Consider the following 16,080-nt stretch of genomic DNA (forward strand, 5'->3'; position numbering starts at 1 on the left):
ACGGGGTGCGCGCGGCAGCGGGTTGGGGGGCGCGGGGTCGGGGCGAGGGGGTCTGTCACGCCGGAGGACGGCGGGTCAGGCGGCCAGCGCCACCCCTACCGCCCCGGCGAAGGGCGGCGGGTCAGGCCGCGAGCGCCATCCCTACCGCCGCGCCTGGCAGTCGCCGCTCAAGGCGTACCACGGCGGCCGCCGCCACCACCGATGTCGCGACCAGGACCGCCCACGGCACGCGTCCGTCCACCGCCATCAGCGCGGTGTAGAGCGAGGGCGCGATCGCCGACGCCAGCGACCAGGACAGCTGGTACGCGGCCAGGTACCGCCCGCGCAGCGCCTCCGGCGCGACCGCCACCGACAGCGCCCCGGCCGCCGGGTTGTGGACGAGTTCGCCCAGCGTGTACAGCACGACGATGACCAGGAGCGCCCCGCCCAGCACGATGCCGGAGCCGGGCCGGACCGTGCCGAGGGCGATCTGCGCGGTGAAGGCGGCGGCGAACAGGAGCGAGCCGAGCGCGGCGGAACGGGTGCGCCGGGCGCCACGGGCGCGGATCCGGGCGCCGATCACGACGCCGCCCGCCGCGCACATCACGGTGTTGAGCGTGAACGCCGTACCGGTCAGGGCCTGGGGGCCGCGCAGCCAGGTGGTGATGTAGAGCGGGAAGAGCACGGGGAGGGCCGAATAGCTCAGCGCGTTGAGGAAGTTGACGGCGGTCAGGCCGAGGAAGGGCCGGTCCGCGAAGACCTGCCGGTAACCGGCGGGACGCTGAGCGGGGGCCAACACTGGCTGCCGCGGCCGCCGCCCGGAGGGGACGCCGCGCATCAAGAGCGCCGCGAGGGCGAAGCTCGCGGCGTTCAGCCAGGCCGCCGCGGTGAACCCGGCGTCGCCGCCGAACCCGACGATCAGCGAGGCGAGCAGCGAGCCCGCGCCGAGCCCGCCGTTGCGCAGGGCGCGCGAGGAGGCCTGGAGCCGGTCCCGGTCGGCGCCCCGGGCGACCTCGCCGAGCAGGGACTGCTGCACGGCGGGGAAGGCACGGTCGCCGAACGCGGTGGCGAGGGCGACGGCGGCGAAGGCGGGCAGCGCGTGGGCGAAGGGGTAGAGCAGGAAACCGGCGCCGCGCACCCCGTACAGCAGGAGCTGGACGCGGCGGGCCCCGTACCGGTCGACGGCCGCGCCGGCGAACGGCAGCGCGCCGAGCCCGAGCAGTCCGACGACGGTGAGCACGAGGCCGACGGTGGCGAACGCGAGCCCGGTGACGTGGTGGAAGAAGACCAGGCTGAACGGTATGTACATCCCGGAGCCGGTCGCGTCGACCGCCATGGCGACGAGCATGCGCCGCTCCCCCGGTATGCGGGCCGGCATGCGGCTCGGCGTCCGGCCCGGCGTGCGGGGGGTGCGGGCAGGACTGCGGAACGTACGCATCGGGAACTCCGTCTCCGGGCCACGGGTGGGCGGCGGTCGGGGGCCGGGCAGGGGAGGCTCGGCCCGGTAGCTCAGCCCTAAGTGGCTCAGCTGAAAGTAGCTTACTCGGGAGCTACTTTCCGTCAAGCTACTTACTTGCGTCCGACCGACCGGGTGCCGATACTGGTCCCATGACTGGCGCAGAGACGACCTCCCCGGCCCCCCGTTCGCGGCCCACGGCGCCCGAGACGCCTTCGGACGCGGTGGACGCGATGACCGGCCAGTGGGCCTCGGTCCGCCCCGACCTCGCGACGGCGCCGATGGCGGTGTACGGGCGGATCTACCGGATCGCGCGCGCGATGGGCGAGCGGATGGACAAGGAGTACGCGCGGTTCGGCATCGGGCGCGGGGAGTTCGACGTCCTGGCGACCCTGCGGCGCGCGGGCGAGCCGTACACGCTCTCACCGCGGCAGCTCTCGGCGACGCTGATGCTGACGACCGGGGGCATGACGGGGCGCCTGGACAAACTGGAGAAGGCCGGCCTGCTGTCGCGCAGCCCCGATCCGACGGACCGGCGCGGGCTGCGGGTGACGCTGACGGAGCGTGGCCTGAAGCTGGTGGACGAGTCCGTGACGGCGGGCCTCGCCGCCCAGACCGAGGTCCTCTCGTCCGCCCTCGACGAGGCGGAGGTGGACCAACTGTCCATCCTGCTGAGGAAGTTGCTCGCCGCGTACTGAGCCGGCCATCGCGACCGCCGCAGGCACCTCCCGGCCCGCCGCTCGCCGTCGCGAGCCGGTGCGCTCACGACGTCGGGCACCGCGTCAGCCGCACGCGCAGCCGCTCCACCCGGCGGGCCACCAGGCCCACGGTGTACGTCACGTGCTCTTCGGCCAGCTCCGGTCTCCCGCGCCACAGGGCGCGCAGCATGAGCTGTGCTTCGAGGCGGGCCAGGGGCGCGCCGAGGCAGAAGTGGGACCCCAGGCCGAAGGCGAGGTGCCTGGCGCCGCGCCGGAGGTCGAGGCGGTGGGGGCGGGCGTGCACGAGGGGGTCGCGGTTGGCGGCGTTGAGCAGCAGGGTGATGATCGTCCCCGCCGGAACCGCCGTCCCGCCCACCCGCGCGTCCGTCAGGGCGGTGCGCACCGCGATGGGGACGGGTGGTTCGTAGCGCAGCAGTTCCTCGACGGCCGTCGCGATGACGTCGGCGTCATCGCGCCCGGCGTCCAGGACACGGCTCTCCTCTGGGTGGGTGAGCAGTGTGTGCAGGCCGTTCGCGATCAGGCCGACCGTTGTCTCGTAGCCGGCCGCGATGAGCTGCCCGCAGGTCGCCACGGCCTCGCTCAGCCGGACGGGGTCGTCCTGGCGCGCGGCGGCCCGGGCGAGCCCGCCGATGACGCTCGGGCCCCGGTCCTCTGGCGGGCGCCGCAGGAGCCGGCTGAAGGTGCGGACGAAATCGGTGCGGGCCCCGGCGATGCGGTCCCGGACGGCGGGATCGCCGCTCTCCCTCGGGTCCATGCCGCGCACGAGGAGTTCCGCCATGTCCCCGAAGTGGTCCTCGCCGCCGGGCGGCAGGCCCAGGACGTCGCGGAGGACCGAGGCGGCGAGCGGCCGCGCGAGGTCGGCGACCACGTCCACCTCCCGCCGCTGCCAGGCCGCCTCGACGAGGTCGCGGACGTAACCCTCGACGCTCGGCGTGAGCCGGGCGGTGGCCCTGGCGGTGAAGGCACCGCTGACCGTGCCGCGCTGGCGGTCGTGTTCGGGCGGGTCGGTCAGGAGGAAGGACCGGGCGGGCACGCCGTAGCCGGTGATGTCGCGGGCCGTGGCCGCGCCGTGGCCGAAGCGCGGGTCGCGCAGCACCTCGGCGCACTCGGCGTGACCGAGCAGCAGGAGCACACCCGAGGGGGTGCGGTGGACGGGGCCCGATCTTTCGCGCAGGGCTTCGGTGAACCGGTTCGGATCGGCCCGGTAGGCCTCGCTGCTGGTGTCGCAGTCCACTTGCTCCGCGATGAGGTCGTACCAGGAGACCGGGTTCCCGACGCGCGTGCTCTGCATGCCGAGTGACTGTAGGGGCTGTTGTGCCCGGGGCCGGTGAGCCACGTCCCGCCGTGCCCCGGGACGCGAAGCCATGGGCCGCCCGTGCGCGTGCCGCACGTGGCGCCCCGGCGCGCGCGTCCTTGGGTGGTTCGCTGGCCCCATGGCTGAATTCGTCACGGTCGAAGGCCGCGTCCGCGAGGCGGACGGGGGCGCGCCGGCCGGGCTCTCGGAGCGGCGGCGGTGGGCGGCCGCCCTTTCCGTGTGCCTCGGGCTCTTCCTGCTCGGCCTTGACCTGACGGTCCTGAACGTGGCCGTCCCCGAACTCCGCGACGCCCTGGACGCGAGCATGCGGCAGACCCAGTGGATCGTGGACGCCTATGTGCTGGCGCTCGGCGGCCTCGTGCTGACCAGCGGAGGACTCACCGACCGGCTGGGGCGCCGGCGCGCGTTCGTCGCGGGCCTCACCGTCTGCGCCGTCTCCTCCGTCGCGGGCGGCCTCGTCCACTCCCCCGGCCAGATCATCGCCGCGCGCGCGGGCATGGGCGTGGGCGCCGCCCTGTTGATGCCGGCGACGCTGTGCCTGATCACCGGCCTCTTTCCCGGCCCCGCGCGGGGCCGGAGCGCGATCGCCGTGTGGGCGGCGGTGGGAGGACTCGGCGGCGCCTGCGGCCCGGTGGTCGGAGGCCGGCTGGTGGAGACCGCTTCCTGGCGTGCCGCCTTCTGGATCAACGTCCCCATCGCCGTCCTCGCCATCGCCCTGGCGCTGGCCCTCGTGCCCGCCGACGAGCGCCGCGCCCCGGGCCCTGCGCCCCGCTTCGACGGGCCGGGCGCGGTCCTTTCGGCTAGCGGGCTGCTCGTCCTGGTGTGGGCGGTCATCGAGAGCCCGGCCCGGGGCTGGACGGATCCGCTCACGCTCGGCGCGTACGCGGTGGCGGGGCTGCTGCTTGCCGCCTTCCTCGCCGTGGAGCACCGCAGCGACGCGCCGGTCCTGCCGCTGGCCCTGGTGCGCCCGGCGCGGGTCAGCACCGCTGCGGTGGCCCTGGCCATGATGTCGTTCGCCCTGTTCGGCGCGCTCTTCGTGGTCACCCTCTACCTCCAGGGGGTGCTGGGCTGTACGCCCTGGCAGGCGGGGGTACGCATCCTGCCGCTGCCCGGCGGGCTCATGGCGGGCGCGGCGCTGTCGCTGGGGGTCACGGCGCGCTGGGGCGACAAGAGCAGTGTGCTGCTGGGGCTGCTCGCCGTGGTGGCCGCGTTCGCCCTGCTGGCCGGCACGTCGGCCGACTCCGGCTACGGACGCCTGCTGGTCTTCCTCCTCCTCGCCGGCGCGGGCGCGGGACTGACCGCCGCCGCCTCGACCGCCTGCGTCATGAACGCCGTGCCGCCCTCGCGGGCCGGGCTCGGCTCCTCGGTCAACGACGCCACCCGCCAGGTCGGCGCCGCTCTGGGAGTCGCCGTACAGGGCTCGCTCCTGTCCAGCGCGTACACCGGCCGGCTCGACGACACGCTCGCGCGCTCCCCCGCGCCCCTTCCCCCGCAGATGGCCGAGGCCTCGGACAACATCCTGTCCGCCGCGACGATCGCCCGCCGGCTCCCGCCACAAGCCGGTGAACGGCTGCGCGCCGCGGCCGCGGACGCGTTCACCCACGGGCTCTCCCACGCCGCTCTGGCCTCGGCCGCCGTGGCGTCGGCGGCGTTCTTCCTCACGTGGCTGCGGCTGCCGGGCCGCGCCCGCTTCGCGGAGCAGGCCCACGGGGTCCGCCAATGCGGTGATTCTGCCGAGCGAGGCGGGTGTCCCTGACCGCCCAGCGCCGGGGACGCCGATATCACGGGGGCGTCCCACCGTCCGCACCCCGCCGAAAGGCCGCCTTGACCACCTCAGAAGTCGCCTTCACCGAAGAAGCACTCATGAACATCGTCGTGGAGGAGTTCGAGATCTCCGCCGACCAACTCACCGAGGGCGCCACCCTGGAGGAACTGGGTCTCGACTCCTTGGGGCTCCTGGAACTCCTGGTGGCCGTCGAAGCGCGGACGCACAAGGAGATCTCCACCCTGGACCTGCCGATCTCCCCCCAAACGCCCTACCACGAGGCCGCCCGCGTTCTCACGCGCGCCGTGGCGCAGGCGCCCGCCGTCGGGGCCGGCGACATGGTCACCGGGTGAAGCACGCCGCCGCGATCGCGGTCACCGGCCTCGGCCTGGTCACGGCGGCCGGCGTGGGCGCGCGGGACACCTGGGAGCGCCTGTGCGCGGGCGCGCCGACCGCCGCCCTCGACCCCGACCTCGCGGGGCTGCCCGTCCCCTTCGCCTGCCGCGTTCCCCAGGCGGCCCTGCGAGCGGCCGCGCCCGGGCCCGCCTGGCGCACCGACCCGTTCATCCGGTTCGCGGTGGCCGCGGCCCGGGAGGCCGTCGCCGACGCCGGTCTGGACCACGGCAGTTGGGACGGGCCACGGGTGGCCGTCGTCATCGGTGTGGGCAGCGCCTCCCACGATCTGACGCCCAGGGCGAGCGCGGCCCTGGCCGCGCATCACTACGCGGCGATCCCGCCCACCCTGGTCGCGCGCAGCGCGCCGAACATGGCCGCCGGGTACGTGGGCATGGCGCTGGGCGCCGAGGGGCCCACCCTGTGCACCAGCACGGCCTGCGCCTCGGGCACCACCGCCATCGGCACGGCCGCCCTGCTGCTGCGGGCCGGCATGTGCGACATCGCGGTCGCCGGCGGCAGCGAAGGCGCCGGCCGCGTCACCTCGGCGGCGTTCTGGCGCATGGGGGCGCTCTCCACCCGCACCCACGATCCGCTGGGCGCCTCCCGCCCCTTCGACGCCGACCGGGACGGATTCGTCCTCGGCGAGGGAGCAGGCGTCCTCGTCCTGGAGCGCGCGGCCGACGCCCGGGCCCGCCGGGCCCGCCCCCACGCCCTGCTCACCGGATACGGGGCCAGCGGCGACGCCCACCACGCCACCGCGCCGCACCCCGAGGGCGCGGGCGTCCAGCGCGCGCTGCGCTGCGCCATCGCCGACGCCGGTCTCTCCCCCGAGGACATCGACCACGTCAACGCGCACGCCACGGCGACCACGTTGAACGACCGGGTCGAGGCGCAGGCCCTGCGCGCTGTCTTCGGCACGCCGCCGCCGGTCACCGCGACCAAGAGCGTCCTGGGGCATTCCCTGGGCGCCGCCGGGGCCATCGAAGCCGTGGTCAGCGCGCTCACGCTGCGCCACCAGCTGATCCACCCGACCGCCAACCTCCACCGGCTCGACGACGCCATCGACCTGGACGTCGTGACGAAAGAGCCCCGGGCGGCCCGCGTCCGGGCCATGGTCACCACGTCCTGCGGATTCGGCGGCCAGAACGCGGCCCTGGTCCTGCAAGAGTGCTGAGGCGCGAGAGCGCCGAGAACCGGCCCGCCCCCGGCACGCGATGCGCGCCGGGGGCGGGTGGACGTACGGGAAACCGCCGCGTCCCTCGCGGGGCGCGGTTCGGGACCGGGACCTGGAGGTCCCGGAGGGGGGTTACGCCTTCTTCGCGGTCTTGCGGGACTTGTCCAGCACCATCACCAGACCCGCGATGATCGCGAACAGCGCGATGGGCGCGATCACGAACAGACCGATCGTGTCGATCACGCTCAGGCCTGACCCCGGGTCGTCACCGTCGTCGCGCGTGAGCGCGAGCGCGGGGGACGACATGAGCAGCATCATCAGCGTCGTACCGGCTGCTACGGCGCCGGCGCGCAGGGCGTTCTTCTTGTCCACGGAGCAAACGTAGCGAACGCCCGCCAGGGCCGCGCGCCCGGGGGTGCCGTACGAGCCCCCGCGCGCCCGGACCCCTGACGAATAGCGCCCGCGTTCACCCCGTGTCCGCGCCCGCCCCCGGCCCCCCGCGCGGGAAGATCCGCATCAGGGCGTGCAGCCGGGGCGAGGCGGTGAGCTGGTCCAGGGTCAGGGGGCAGGCGTCGGGGCCGGCGATGGGCAGGCGCCAGTTGGGGTACTGGTCCCATGTGCCGGGCAGGTTCTGCGGCCTGCGATCGCCGACCGTGTCCGGCAGCCACACCCCGACGAGCCGCGCCGGGGTGCGCAGCAGGAAGCGGTACACCGCCCGGATCTCCTCCTCCTCGTCACCGGGCGCGTCGGGCAGGAGCCCGAGCCGTTCGAGGTGGGCGAGCCACTGCCCCACCTCGGCGCGGGCGGCGCTCTCCTCCTGGACCAGGGAGTCGGTGAGCAGACCGAGGCTGTGCCGCAGCGTGACGTGTTCGCCGGTGAGCCGGGCCGCCGTGGAGGGCAGGTCGTGGGTGGTCGCGGTGGCCAGGCAGCCGGGCCGCCAGGACTCGGGGGCCAGCGGCCGCCCGTCCCCCGCCCAGTCCCGCTCGAACCACAGCACCGACGTGCCGAGCACACCCCTGGCCGCCAGGGCCTCGCGTACGCCGGGCTCCACGGTGCCGAGGTCTTCCCCGATGACGGCGGCGCCCGCGCGGTGCGCCTCAAGGGCGAGGACGGCGAGCATCGCCTCGGCGTCGTAGTGGACGTACGTCCCCTCCGTGGGCGGGCGGCCCTCGGGCACCCACCACAGCCGGAACAGGCCCATCACATGGTCGATGCGCAGGGCGCCCGCGTGCCGCAGCAGGCCCTGGAGCAGGCCCCGGTAGGGCGCGTAGCCACGGGCGGCCAGGACGTCGGGGCGCCAGGGCGGCAGCCCCCAGTCCTGGCCGTGCGCGTTGAAGGCGTCGGGGGGCGCCCCCACCGACATGCCGGGCGCGAAGGCGTCCTGCTGGGCCCATGCGTCGGCGCCGTCGGGATGCACCCCGACGGCGAGGTCGTGGACGAGACCGACCGCCATGCCCGCATCGCGCGCGGCGCGCTGGGCGGCGGCGAGCTGGGTGTCGGTCAGCCAGGCGAGCCAGGAGTGGAAGTCGACGCGGTCGATGAGGTCGCGCCGCTTGCGGGCGGTCTCGGCGGACCGGGGGTCGCGCAGCCCCACGGGCCAGTGACGCCAGTTCGGCCCGTACGTCTCGGTGAACGCGCACCACGTCGCGTGGTCCTCAAGGGCCTGGCCCTGTTCGGCGAGGAAGTCGCAGTACGCGGCCCGGCGGCCGGGCTGGAGCGGCACCCGGTACAGCACGCCGAGGGCCGCGCGCTTGAGCTCCCACACGGCGTCGCGGTCGATCAACTCGCCCTTGGACAGCACCTGTTCGCGCAGCGCGTCGGCCCGCGCGACCAGGGCGTCGAGTTCGGCGCGGTCGGTGGCGTAGGCGTACTCGGGGACGTCCTCGACACGCAGGTGGACGGGGTCGGGGAAGCGGCGTGAGGAGGGCCGGTAGGGCGAGGGGTCGGTCGGCGTCCCGGGCACGGCCGCGTGCAACGGGTTGACCTGCACGAACCCGGATCCCACGGCGCGGCCCGCCCAGCCCGCCAGCTCCGCGAGGTCACCGAGGTCGCCCATGCCCCACGAGCGTGTGGACAGCAGCGAGTACAGCTGGACGAGGAAGCCGTGGGCGCGGGCGGGGGGCCCCGGCACGGCGGCGGGCGCGACGACGAGCGTCGCGGAGGCCGTACGCCCGTCCCGGTGCCGCACGTCCAACTGGTGCACGCCGGGCGGGAGTTGATGGATGGGGTCGCCGAGGACCGTCAGCTCGTCGCACAGGTCGGGACCCGGCGCGTCGCCCCAGCGCACCAGCGTGGGGGGCAGCAACCGGTCCGCATCGGCCGCCTCGGCGTCGGCGAGGGAGCGGGCCAGCGCGTCCGGGGTCGAGGCGTCGACGCCGAGCGCGGCGAGGACGGCGACCACCGTGGTGTCCGGCACCCGCACGGTCACATCGGGCGAAGGGGAGTACGACGTGGCCACGCCGTGCCGGGCGGCCAGCCTGGCCAGGGTCATGGCCTCAGAATCCCACGGCCGCGGCGGCCACCGGGGTCGGCTCGCTGGTGAGCGGGATGACGTCGGCCATCGGGGGCTCGCTGATCAGTGGCTCGGCGTCGGCCATCGGGGGTTCGCTGGTCAGCGGCTGTTCGGGGGCGGGAGCGACCACGGGGGCCTCCAGGGGTGGACAGCAGGGACAGAGGGTGCCCTACCCAGCGCGGGCCGCACCAGTCGTGCCGCGCCCCACAAGCTCCCGCCGCGCCCGTCGCGGCGCGCTGGACGCCGCGTCGCCCGGGGCCGGGGCAGACGTACGCGGCGGCCGGACGCCAGGGCTCGGACCGTGTCAGGCGGAGACGCCGTCGATCCGGGCCAGGGCGTCGTCCGCGCCGAAGGGCTGGAGGTAGGGCAGCCAGCGCGGATCGCGGTGGCCGGTGCCGATGATCCGCCAGGCGAGCCCGGTGGGCGGGGCGGGCTGGTGGCGCAGGCGCCAGCCGAGCTCCATGAGGTGCCGGTCGGCCTTGACGTGGTTGCAGCGCCGGCACGCGGCGACGACGTTCTCCCAGGCGTGCTGGCCGCCGCGGCTGCGCGGAATGACATGGTCGACGCTGGTGGCGACGCCCCCGCAGTACATGCAGCGCCCGCCGTCCCGGGCGAACAGGGCACGGCGGGTCAGCGGAACGGGCCCCCGGTAGGGGACCCGTACGAATCTTTTGAGCCGCACGACACTGGGCGCGGCCACAGCACGGGTCGCGCTGTGCAGGAAGGCGCCTGACTCCTCAAGGCTGACGGCCTTGTTTTCGAGGACGAGGACGAGCGCGCGACGGAGCGGTACGACGCCGAGGGGCTCGTACGACGCGTTGAGGACCAGGACGTGCGGCACGGGTGCCTCCTCTTACGCCGGCGGCGCGTGGCTCGCGCCGGGACGATCTGTTCTCCAGTCTCTCCTCATGCCTGGTCGAAGCGCCACCACGTCCGGGTAACGGGCCCGAAGTGTTTTCGACCACATCCCCTTCCTTCCCAGGTGGAGCCGGTCTCTCCCCCGAACACGTCAACGGAGCACAGCCCTTGCCCCGTTAGTGTGGTAGGTCTGCCGCCGCTCCTTCGCCGGCACCGCAACGCTGGAGGTTCCTGCCGTGAACTGGTCCGCCGTCCTGGCCGACGGATCGCCGTCGCCCAGGCCCGCGACGCTCGACGACGCCCAGAAGTCGGCCACCGAGGCCGCCGGCTGGGTCGAGCAGAACTGGTCGACCTGGCTGTACGTCGGCTTCCGCATCCTCCTGATCATCGTCATCGCCTCGGTCCTCAGAGTCCTGGTGCGCCGGGCCCTGACCAAGCTCATCGACCGGATGAACCGCAGCGCCCAGGCGGTCGAGGGGACCGCGCTCGGCGGCCTGCTGGTCAACGCCGAGCGCCGGCGCCAGCGCTCGGAGGCCATCGGCTCGGTGCTGCGCTCGGTGGCGTCGTTCCTGATCATGGGCACGGCCGCGCTGATGGTCCTCGGCGTCCTCAACATCGACCTGGCCCCGCTGCTCGCCTCGGCGGGTGTGGCCGGTGTGGCGATCGGTTTCGGCGCGCGCAACCTGGTCACGGACTTCCTGTCCGGCGTGTTCATGATCCTGGAGGACCAGTACGGCGTCGGCGACTCCATCGACGCCGGGGTCGCCTCCGGCGAGGTCATCGAGGTCGGCCTGCGCGTGACGAAGCTGCGCGGCGCGGACGGCGAGATCTGGTACGTGCGCAACGGTGAGATCAAGCGCATCGGCAACCTGTCGCAGGGCTGGGCGACGGCCGGGGTGGATGTACGGGTGCGCGCGGCTGAGGACCTGGAACGGCTGCGTACGGTGATCAACGAGGCGACCGAGTCCATGGCGAAGGAAGAGCCGTGGAACGAGCGCCTGTGGGGTCCGGTGGAGATCCTTGGCCTCGACGAGGTGCTGCTGGACTCGATGGTGGTCCGCGTCTCCGCCAAGACCATGCCGGGCAAGGCGCTGAGCGTGGAGCGCGAGCTGCGCTGGCGGATCAAGATCGCGCTGGACGCGGCGGGCATCCGCATCGTCGGCGGCCTCCCGCTCGCGGAGGAGCCGCCCACGGCCGACCCGTCGGCCTCGGTCGCCGCCCCGTCCGCCCTGAACAACCCGACCTCCCCGCAGTCCCTGGCAACGGCGCCCATCCCCAACCCGAACCCGTCGAACATGTCGAAGTAGCGCCTCCCCACCGGACGCCGACCCCGCCGGGGCTCCGCCCCGGACCCCGTTCGGCCTGAACGGCCTCGTCCTCAATTGTCGGACGGGCCGACCGTGCCCGTGCGGGCCCGCCGCGACCCCGCCAGGGATGCGGGGAACTGCGCGACCGGCCACGCACGGGCCGCGCGTAAGGGACTGGGGTCGGCCCTTTACTCTCGGGCGCATGCCTGAAGACGCCCCGCACGACTCCCTCACCGCCACGCGCGACGCGTACGACAGCGCCGCCCCCACCTACGCGAGGCTGTTCCGTGACTCGCTGCGTGACAGCCCCCTGGACCGGGCGATGCTCGGGGTGTTCGCGGAAGCGGTGCGGGCGGGCGGGGGCGGCCGGGTCGGGGACCTCGGGTGCGGCCCCGGTCATGTCACGGCGTACCTGGCCGGGTTGGGGACGCGTAAGGACGACGTGTTCGGTGTCGACGCTTGCCCCGCCATGATTGAGCTGGCCCAACAGGCGTACCCGGAGCTTCAGTTCGCCATCGGCACGATGGGCTCCCTGGACCTTCCCGACGGCACGCTGGCCGGGGTGCTGTCGCGCTGGTCGATCATCCACATCCCGCCACCCGAACTCCCGGTCGTCGTCGAGGAGTTCGCGCGTGTGCTGGCCCCCGGCGGCCACCTTCTGCTCGGCTTCTCGGCGAGCGACGGCGCGGCCGAGCCCGTCCAGGTCTTCGACCACGCGGTCGCGCCGGCCTACCGCTGGTGGCCCGACCACCTCGCCGCGCTGCTGCGCGAGCATGGCCTCGTGGAGGTGGCCCGGATGGTCCGCGAGCCGCTGCCCACGGACCGCCGCCCGTTCAAGGAGGTCCATCTGCTCGCGCGCAAGGCGGACGTCTGAACTTCTCGGCGCCGCTCAGCGGTTGGCGCGCGCCTCGTCGGTTTGAGCCCCGAGGGGCCCGTTTCAGCGCGCGGGCCGCGCGTGGCCGGACGGGCGGCGCTCCGCGCCCCTGGCCATGGCGTGCCGGGCCGCACCGGCGGCCTCGGCCCGCCCCAGGGCCAGTTCCGCGTAGACCGTCTTGCCGACCGCACGCGGTTCGATGCCCCAGCGGTCCGCGAGCGCCCCGACCAGCAGCAGGCCCCGGCCGAACTGTTCGTCGTCCGCCGCCGCGCGCGGTCTCGGCGCCGATTCGCCGCGCGGGTCGGTGACTTCGATGCGCAGCGCCGTGGCGCCCAGCGTCAGGCGCACCCGGAACAGCCGGTCGCACAGGCACCCGTGCAGCAGTGCGTTGGTGGCCAGTTCGCTCACCAACAGCGCGGCGTCCCCGGCGAGTTCGGGGTGCCCCCACGCGACGACGAGCGCGGCGGTGCGACGGCGGGCCAGGCTCACGCTGCGGGCATCGGGGGTGTAGTCGAGGCAGTCCTCGTACGCCGGAACCTGCTTGCGCTCCTCCATGGACACGCACCTCCTTGTGCGGCTCGGGGTGACAGTGGCTATGCGGTTGCCCGTGCGGGGCGGTTGGGTGCACTCCCGTCATTGTTCGCCGTGGTGGCCCGGCGTTGGGACCGCGACGCCCGTGAGGCACCTGGAACGCGCGCGAGTCGTCCGGGGACAAGTGTCCCGGTCGGGTGAGGGGGGACCGGTCCGCGCGCGTCGCGGGCGCCGCGCCCGTCCCGTGGACGGATCGGTTCGACAGCGCGACCGGGCCTCAACTGTCCTGGGGCGCGGGCCCGGTGGGGAACTCCTGCGGCCGCGCGACGCGGCGGGCGGGGCGCGGCAGCGGGCCGTCCACGTCATCGCCGCCTCGAAGTCGAGCATCGTAAAGGGGGAGCGGGGCCCGGTCCCGGCGCGCGACCCGGACATCCGTACGCTGTGTGAGTTCCACGGACTGGACGACCTCGGCGGATAACACTTTGACCGTCGGCTCGCCCCACCCCATTGACGCGCGCCGAACCGCGCCCTACGTTCCTCCCAACGGATAGGAAACTTTCCTAACAGTGTGGTGGGGAAGCGGGCGAAGGGGGAGGTGGATTCGTCGTGGCCGGTACTACCCCGGGGACGCCGCGCGTACTCCGCGCGATGAACGACCGGGCCGCGCTCGATCTGCTCCTGGAGCACGGCCCCCTGTCACGGACCCGGATCGGCAAGCTCACCGGGCTCTCCAAGCCCACCGCCTCACAGCTGCTCGCGCGCTTGGAGGCCGCCGGGCTCGTCGTCGCCACCGGGACCACCGAGGGACGGCCGGGGCCCAACGCCCAGCTGTACGCGGTCAACGCCCGCGCCGCCCACGTGGCCGGGCTCGACGTGACGCCCGAGCGGATCCGCGCCGCCGTCGCCGACGTGGCGGGCGGGGTCGTCGGGGAGTTCGAGGTCACCACGCCCGGGCGGCGCGCCGAGTCCGTGGTGCGCCAGGTCACCGACGCGCTGGACGGCGCGGCCAAGGCCGCCGGACTCGTGCGCGGCGATCTGCACCGGGTCGTCATCGGCACCCCCGGCGCCTTCGACCCGGGCACCGGACGGCTGCGGTACGCCTCCCATCTGCCGGGCTGGCACTCCCCCACCCTGCTGGACGAGCTGGCCGCCGCCCTGCCCATGCCGCTCGAGTACGAGAACGACGTCAACCTCGCCGCCATCGCCGAGCAGCGCCTGGGCGCGGCCCGGGGCCACGACGACTTCGTCCTGCTGTGGAACGAGGGCGGGCTCGGCGCCGCGCTCGTCATCGCGGGACGGCTGCACCGGGGCTTCACCGGCGGCGCGGGCGAGGTCGGCTTCCTGCCGGTGCCGGGCGCCCCGCTCGTACGGCAGGTCACCAAGGCGAACTCCGGCGGCTTCCAGGAGCTGGCCGGCGGGCAGGCGCTGCTCCGGCTCGCCCGCGAACTCGGCGTCGCCGACGTGCCCGCCAAAACCGCGAACGAGGTCGCCGTCGCCCTGATCGCGCGCGGCGCCGAGGCGGCCGAAGGACCCGAGCGCGAACTCCTCGCGGCCTTCGCCACCGGGCTCGCGACCGGTCTCGCCTCGATGGTGGCCGTCCTCGACCCCGAGCTCGTGGTGCTGTCGGGCGCGCTGATCGCGGCCGGCGGCGAACCGCTGTGTGAGCTCGTGCGGAGCGAACTGGGCGAGCTGGCGGCCTCCCGGCCCCGGCTCGTCGTCGGCGAGGTCACCCGACTCCCCGTCCTGCGCGGCGCGTTGGAAGCAGCGCTCGCCACCACGCGTGACGAAGTCTTCGACACCGCACGCTGAACCCCCTTCCCCACCCCCCAGCCCTCCCGGGAGACACCGCCATGCCCACCACCCGCCGCACCCCGGCCGTCGTACTGGCCGCGACCGCGTCCATAGCCCTGTTCGCCTCCGCCTGTACGGGCCAGAGCGGCGCCGGGGCGACGGACGACGCGTCCAAGGACACGACGATCACCTTCTGGCACGGGTGGAGCGCGGCGAGCGAGGTCAAGGCCATCCAGGCCGACGTGGACGCCTTCCAGAAGGCGCACCCCAACATCCACGTCAAGGTCGTCGGCAACGTCACCGACGACAAGATCAACCAGGCGCTGCGCGCGGGCGGTTCCAGCGCGCCGGACGTGGTGTCGTCGTTCACCACCAACAACGTGGGCAAGTTCTGCTCGTCCAACGCCTTGGCCGACCTCGCCCCGTTCCTGAAGAAGGACGGCATCGACCCGGCGAAGACGTTCCCGAAGAGCATGAACGAGTACACCCAGTTCAACGGCAAGCGGTGCGCGCTGCCGCTGCTCGGGGACGCCTACGCGCTCTACTACAACAAGGACGCCTTCAAGGCGGCCGGCATCGACGGGCCGCCCACCACGTGGTCACAGTTCGAGGCCGACGCCAAGCTGCTGACCAAGCCGAAGGGCGACTCCTACGAACAGCTCGGCTTCATGCCCGACTACCACGGCTACGAGACGACGACCGAGCACTACCTGGCGCAGTGGTCGCCGACGTACTTCGACTCCAGCGGCAAGTCCAACATCGCCAAGGACCCCGCGTTCGAGAAGGGCCTCGCCTTCCAGAAGCGGCTCGTCGACGATCTGGGCGGCTTCGCCGAGCTGGAGAAGTACCGGACCTCCTTCGGTGAGGAGTTCGGCGACACCAATCCGTTCAACACCGGTCAGGTCGCGATGGCCATGGACGGTGAGTGGCGCCTTGGCATGGCGCTCGCGGGCAAGGCGAAGTTCGACATCGGGGTGGCGCCGCTGCCCGTGCCGGACGACCAGCGGGCCACGTACGGCAAGGGTTATCTGACCGGCACCATCGCGGGCATCGCCGCGACCTCCAAGAAGCAGAACGCGGCGTGGGAGCTGGTCAAGTTCCTGACCACCGACACCGACGCGGTGGTGAACTTCGCCAACGCCATCCACAACGTGCCCTCCACCTTCGACGCCCTGAAGTCTCCGAAGCTCCAGGCCGACCCGCGCTTCAAGACGTTCCTGGACATCGCCCAGAACCCGAACTCCACCACCACCCCCGCCTCCGTCAACGGCGGCCAGTACATCGTGTCGCTGCAAAACCTCGGCTACGGCGTGGAGAGCGGCAAGCAGGGCGACATCAAGGCGGGTCTGGCCGGCACCGCCCGGGAGATCGACGCCGCGATCGCGCAGGCGAAGTAGCCCGGC

At 73.9% G+C, this 16,080-nt stretch carries 15 protein-coding genes; 8 read left to right on the forward strand and 7 right to left on the reverse strand.

Annotated elements, in window-relative coordinates; genetic code table 11:
- Positions 1 to 121: 121 nt before the first annotated feature.
- Positions 122 to 1,417 (reverse strand): MFS transporter, encoded by a 1,296-nt coding sequence (locus ABR738_RS13985; protein WP_350230300.1) that lies wholly within the window; start codon positions 1,415 to 1,417, stop codon positions 122 to 124.
- 251 nt (positions 1,418 to 1,668) lie between these two features.
- Here ABR738_RS13985 and ABR738_RS13990 point away from each other — a divergent pair, with 251 nt between their 5' ends.
- Entirely contained in the window at positions 1,669 to 2,133 is a 465-nt protein-coding gene (locus ABR738_RS13990) for a MarR family winged helix-turn-helix transcriptional regulator (RefSeq protein WP_350234563.1), read from the forward strand.
- Positions 2,134 to 2,197: 64 nt separating this feature from the next.
- Here ABR738_RS13990 and ABR738_RS13995 read toward each other — a convergent pair whose 3' ends face one another.
- Positions 2,198 to 3,445 (reverse strand): cytochrome P450, encoded by a 1,248-nt coding sequence (locus ABR738_RS13995; protein WP_350230301.1) that lies wholly within the window; start codon positions 3,443 to 3,445, stop codon positions 2,198 to 2,200.
- 142 nt (positions 3,446 to 3,587) lie between these two features.
- On the opposite strand from ABR738_RS13995, the gene ABR738_RS14000 reads away from it, so the two are divergent.
- The 3 genes from ABR738_RS14000 to ABR738_RS14010 all read left to right on the forward strand — a co-directional run bounded on the left by ABR738_RS14000 (position 3,588) and on the right by ABR738_RS14010 (position 6,804).
- The gene (locus ABR738_RS14000; RefSeq protein ID WP_350230302.1) at positions 3,588 to 5,225 is read left to right on the forward strand and encodes an MFS transporter; all 1,638 of its coding nucleotides are present in this window, start codon (positions 3,588 to 3,590) and stop codon (positions 5,223 to 5,225) included.
- Between the two features lie 68 nt (positions 5,226 to 5,293).
- Positions 5,294 to 5,587 carry a phosphopantetheine-binding protein gene (locus tag ABR738_RS14005; protein ID WP_350230303.1) on the forward strand — a complete coding sequence of 98 codons (294 nt, stop codon included), beginning with the start codon at positions 5,294 to 5,296 and terminating at the stop codon, positions 5,585 to 5,587.
- Positions 5,584 to 6,804 carry a beta-ketoacyl-[acyl-carrier-protein] synthase family protein gene (locus ABR738_RS14010; RefSeq protein ID WP_350230304.1) on the forward strand — a complete coding sequence of 407 codons (1,221 nt, stop codon included), beginning with the start codon at positions 5,584 to 5,586 and terminating at the stop codon, positions 6,802 to 6,804. The genes ABR738_RS14005 and ABR738_RS14010 overlap by 4 nt, the downstream gene beginning before the upstream one ends.
- A gap of 132 nt (positions 6,805 to 6,936) precedes the next feature.
- Here ABR738_RS14010 and ABR738_RS14015 read toward each other — a convergent pair whose 3' ends face one another.
- The 4 genes from ABR738_RS14015 to ABR738_RS14030 form a co-directional block, all read right to left on the reverse strand.
- Positions 6,937 to 7,176, reverse strand: coding sequence for a hypothetical protein (locus tag ABR738_RS14015; protein WP_350230305.1), 240 nt, complete (start codon positions 7,174 to 7,176; stop codon positions 6,937 to 6,939).
- A gap of 94 nt (positions 7,177 to 7,270) precedes the next feature.
- Positions 7,271 to 9,295, reverse strand: a complete 2,025-nt coding sequence (gene malQ, locus ABR738_RS14020; protein ID WP_350230306.1) for a 4-alpha-glucanotransferase — start codon at positions 9,293 to 9,295, stop codon at positions 7,271 to 7,273.
- Between the two features lie 4 nt (positions 9,296 to 9,299).
- A complete protein-coding gene (locus tag ABR738_RS14025; protein ID WP_350234898.1) occupies positions 9,300 to 9,446 on the reverse strand; it encodes a hypothetical protein in 147 nt (48 codons plus the stop codon).
- A gap of 174 nt (positions 9,447 to 9,620) precedes the next feature.
- A complete protein-coding gene (locus ABR738_RS14030) occupies positions 9,621 to 10,157 on the reverse strand; it encodes an HNH endonuclease (protein ID WP_350230307.1) in 537 nt (178 codons plus the stop codon).
- A 253-nt stretch (positions 10,158 to 10,410) separates the two neighbouring features.
- Here ABR738_RS14030 and ABR738_RS14035 point away from each other — a divergent pair, with 253 nt between their 5' ends.
- Together ABR738_RS14035 and ABR738_RS14040 are read left to right on the forward strand one after the other, a co-directional pair.
- Positions 10,411 to 11,481 (forward strand): mechanosensitive ion channel family protein, encoded by a 1,071-nt coding sequence (locus ABR738_RS14035; protein WP_350230308.1) that lies wholly within the window; start codon positions 10,411 to 10,413, stop codon positions 11,479 to 11,481.
- A 202-nt stretch (positions 11,482 to 11,683) separates the two neighbouring features.
- Positions 11,684 to 12,355 (forward strand): class I SAM-dependent methyltransferase, encoded by a 672-nt coding sequence (locus tag ABR738_RS14040; RefSeq protein WP_350230309.1) that lies wholly within the window; start codon positions 11,684 to 11,686, stop codon positions 12,353 to 12,355.
- Positions 12,356 to 12,418: 63 nt separating this feature from the next.
- Here ABR738_RS14040 and ABR738_RS14045 read toward each other — a convergent pair whose 3' ends face one another.
- Positions 12,419 to 12,910 (reverse strand): ATP-binding protein, encoded by a 492-nt coding sequence (locus tag ABR738_RS14045; protein WP_350230310.1) that lies wholly within the window; start codon positions 12,908 to 12,910, stop codon positions 12,419 to 12,421.
- A gap of 582 nt (positions 12,911 to 13,492) precedes the next feature.
- Here ABR738_RS14045 and ABR738_RS14050 point away from each other — a divergent pair.
- Together ABR738_RS14050 and ABR738_RS14055 are read left to right on the forward strand one after the other, a co-directional pair.
- Positions 13,493 to 14,695: an ROK family transcriptional regulator gene (locus ABR738_RS14050; protein WP_350230311.1), complete on the forward strand. Its 1,203-nt coding sequence runs from the start codon at positions 13,493 to 13,495 to the stop codon at positions 14,693 to 14,695.
- Between the two features lie 41 nt (positions 14,696 to 14,736).
- Positions 14,737 to 16,074, forward strand: a complete 1,338-nt coding sequence (locus ABR738_RS14055) for an ABC transporter substrate-binding protein (RefSeq protein ID WP_350230312.1) — start codon at positions 14,737 to 14,739, stop codon at positions 16,072 to 16,074.
- Positions 16,075 to 16,080 lie beyond the last annotated feature (6 nt).

Origin of the sequence: Streptomyces sp. Edi4 (assembly GCF_040253615.1) — a bacterium.
Lineage (GTDB): Bacteria > Actinomycetota > Actinomycetes > Streptomycetales > Streptomycetaceae > Streptomyces.

Coding starts and splice junctions, on each gene's coding strand:
- ABR738_RS13985 (WP_350230300.1), bottom strand. CDS start 1,417: ATGCGTACGTTCCGCAGTCCTGCCCGCACCCCCCGCACGCCGGGCCGG.
- ABR738_RS13990 (WP_350234563.1), top strand. CDS start 1,669: ATGACCGGCCAGTGGGCCTCGGTCCGCCCCGACCTCGCGACGGCGCCG.
- ABR738_RS13995 (WP_350230301.1), bottom strand. CDS start 3,445: ATGCAGAGCACGCGCGTCGGGAACCCGGTCTCCTGGTACGACCTCATC.
- ABR738_RS14000 (WP_350230302.1), top strand. CDS start 3,588: ATGGCTGAATTCGTCACGGTCGAAGGCCGCGTCCGCGAGGCGGACGGG.
- malQ (WP_350230306.1), bottom strand. CDS start 9,295: ATGACCCTGGCCAGGCTGGCCGCCCGGCACGGCGTGGCCACGTCGTAC.
- ABR738_RS14040 (WP_350230309.1), top strand. CDS start 11,684: ATGCCTGAAGACGCCCCGCACGACTCCCTCACCGCCACGCGCGACGCG.
- ABR738_RS14045 (WP_350230310.1), bottom strand. CDS start 12,910: ATGGAGGAGCGCAAGCAGGTTCCGGCGTACGAGGACTGCCTCGACTAC.
- ABR738_RS14055 (WP_350230312.1), top strand. CDS start 14,737: ATGCCCACCACCCGCCGCACCCCGGCCGTCGTACTGGCCGCGACCGCG.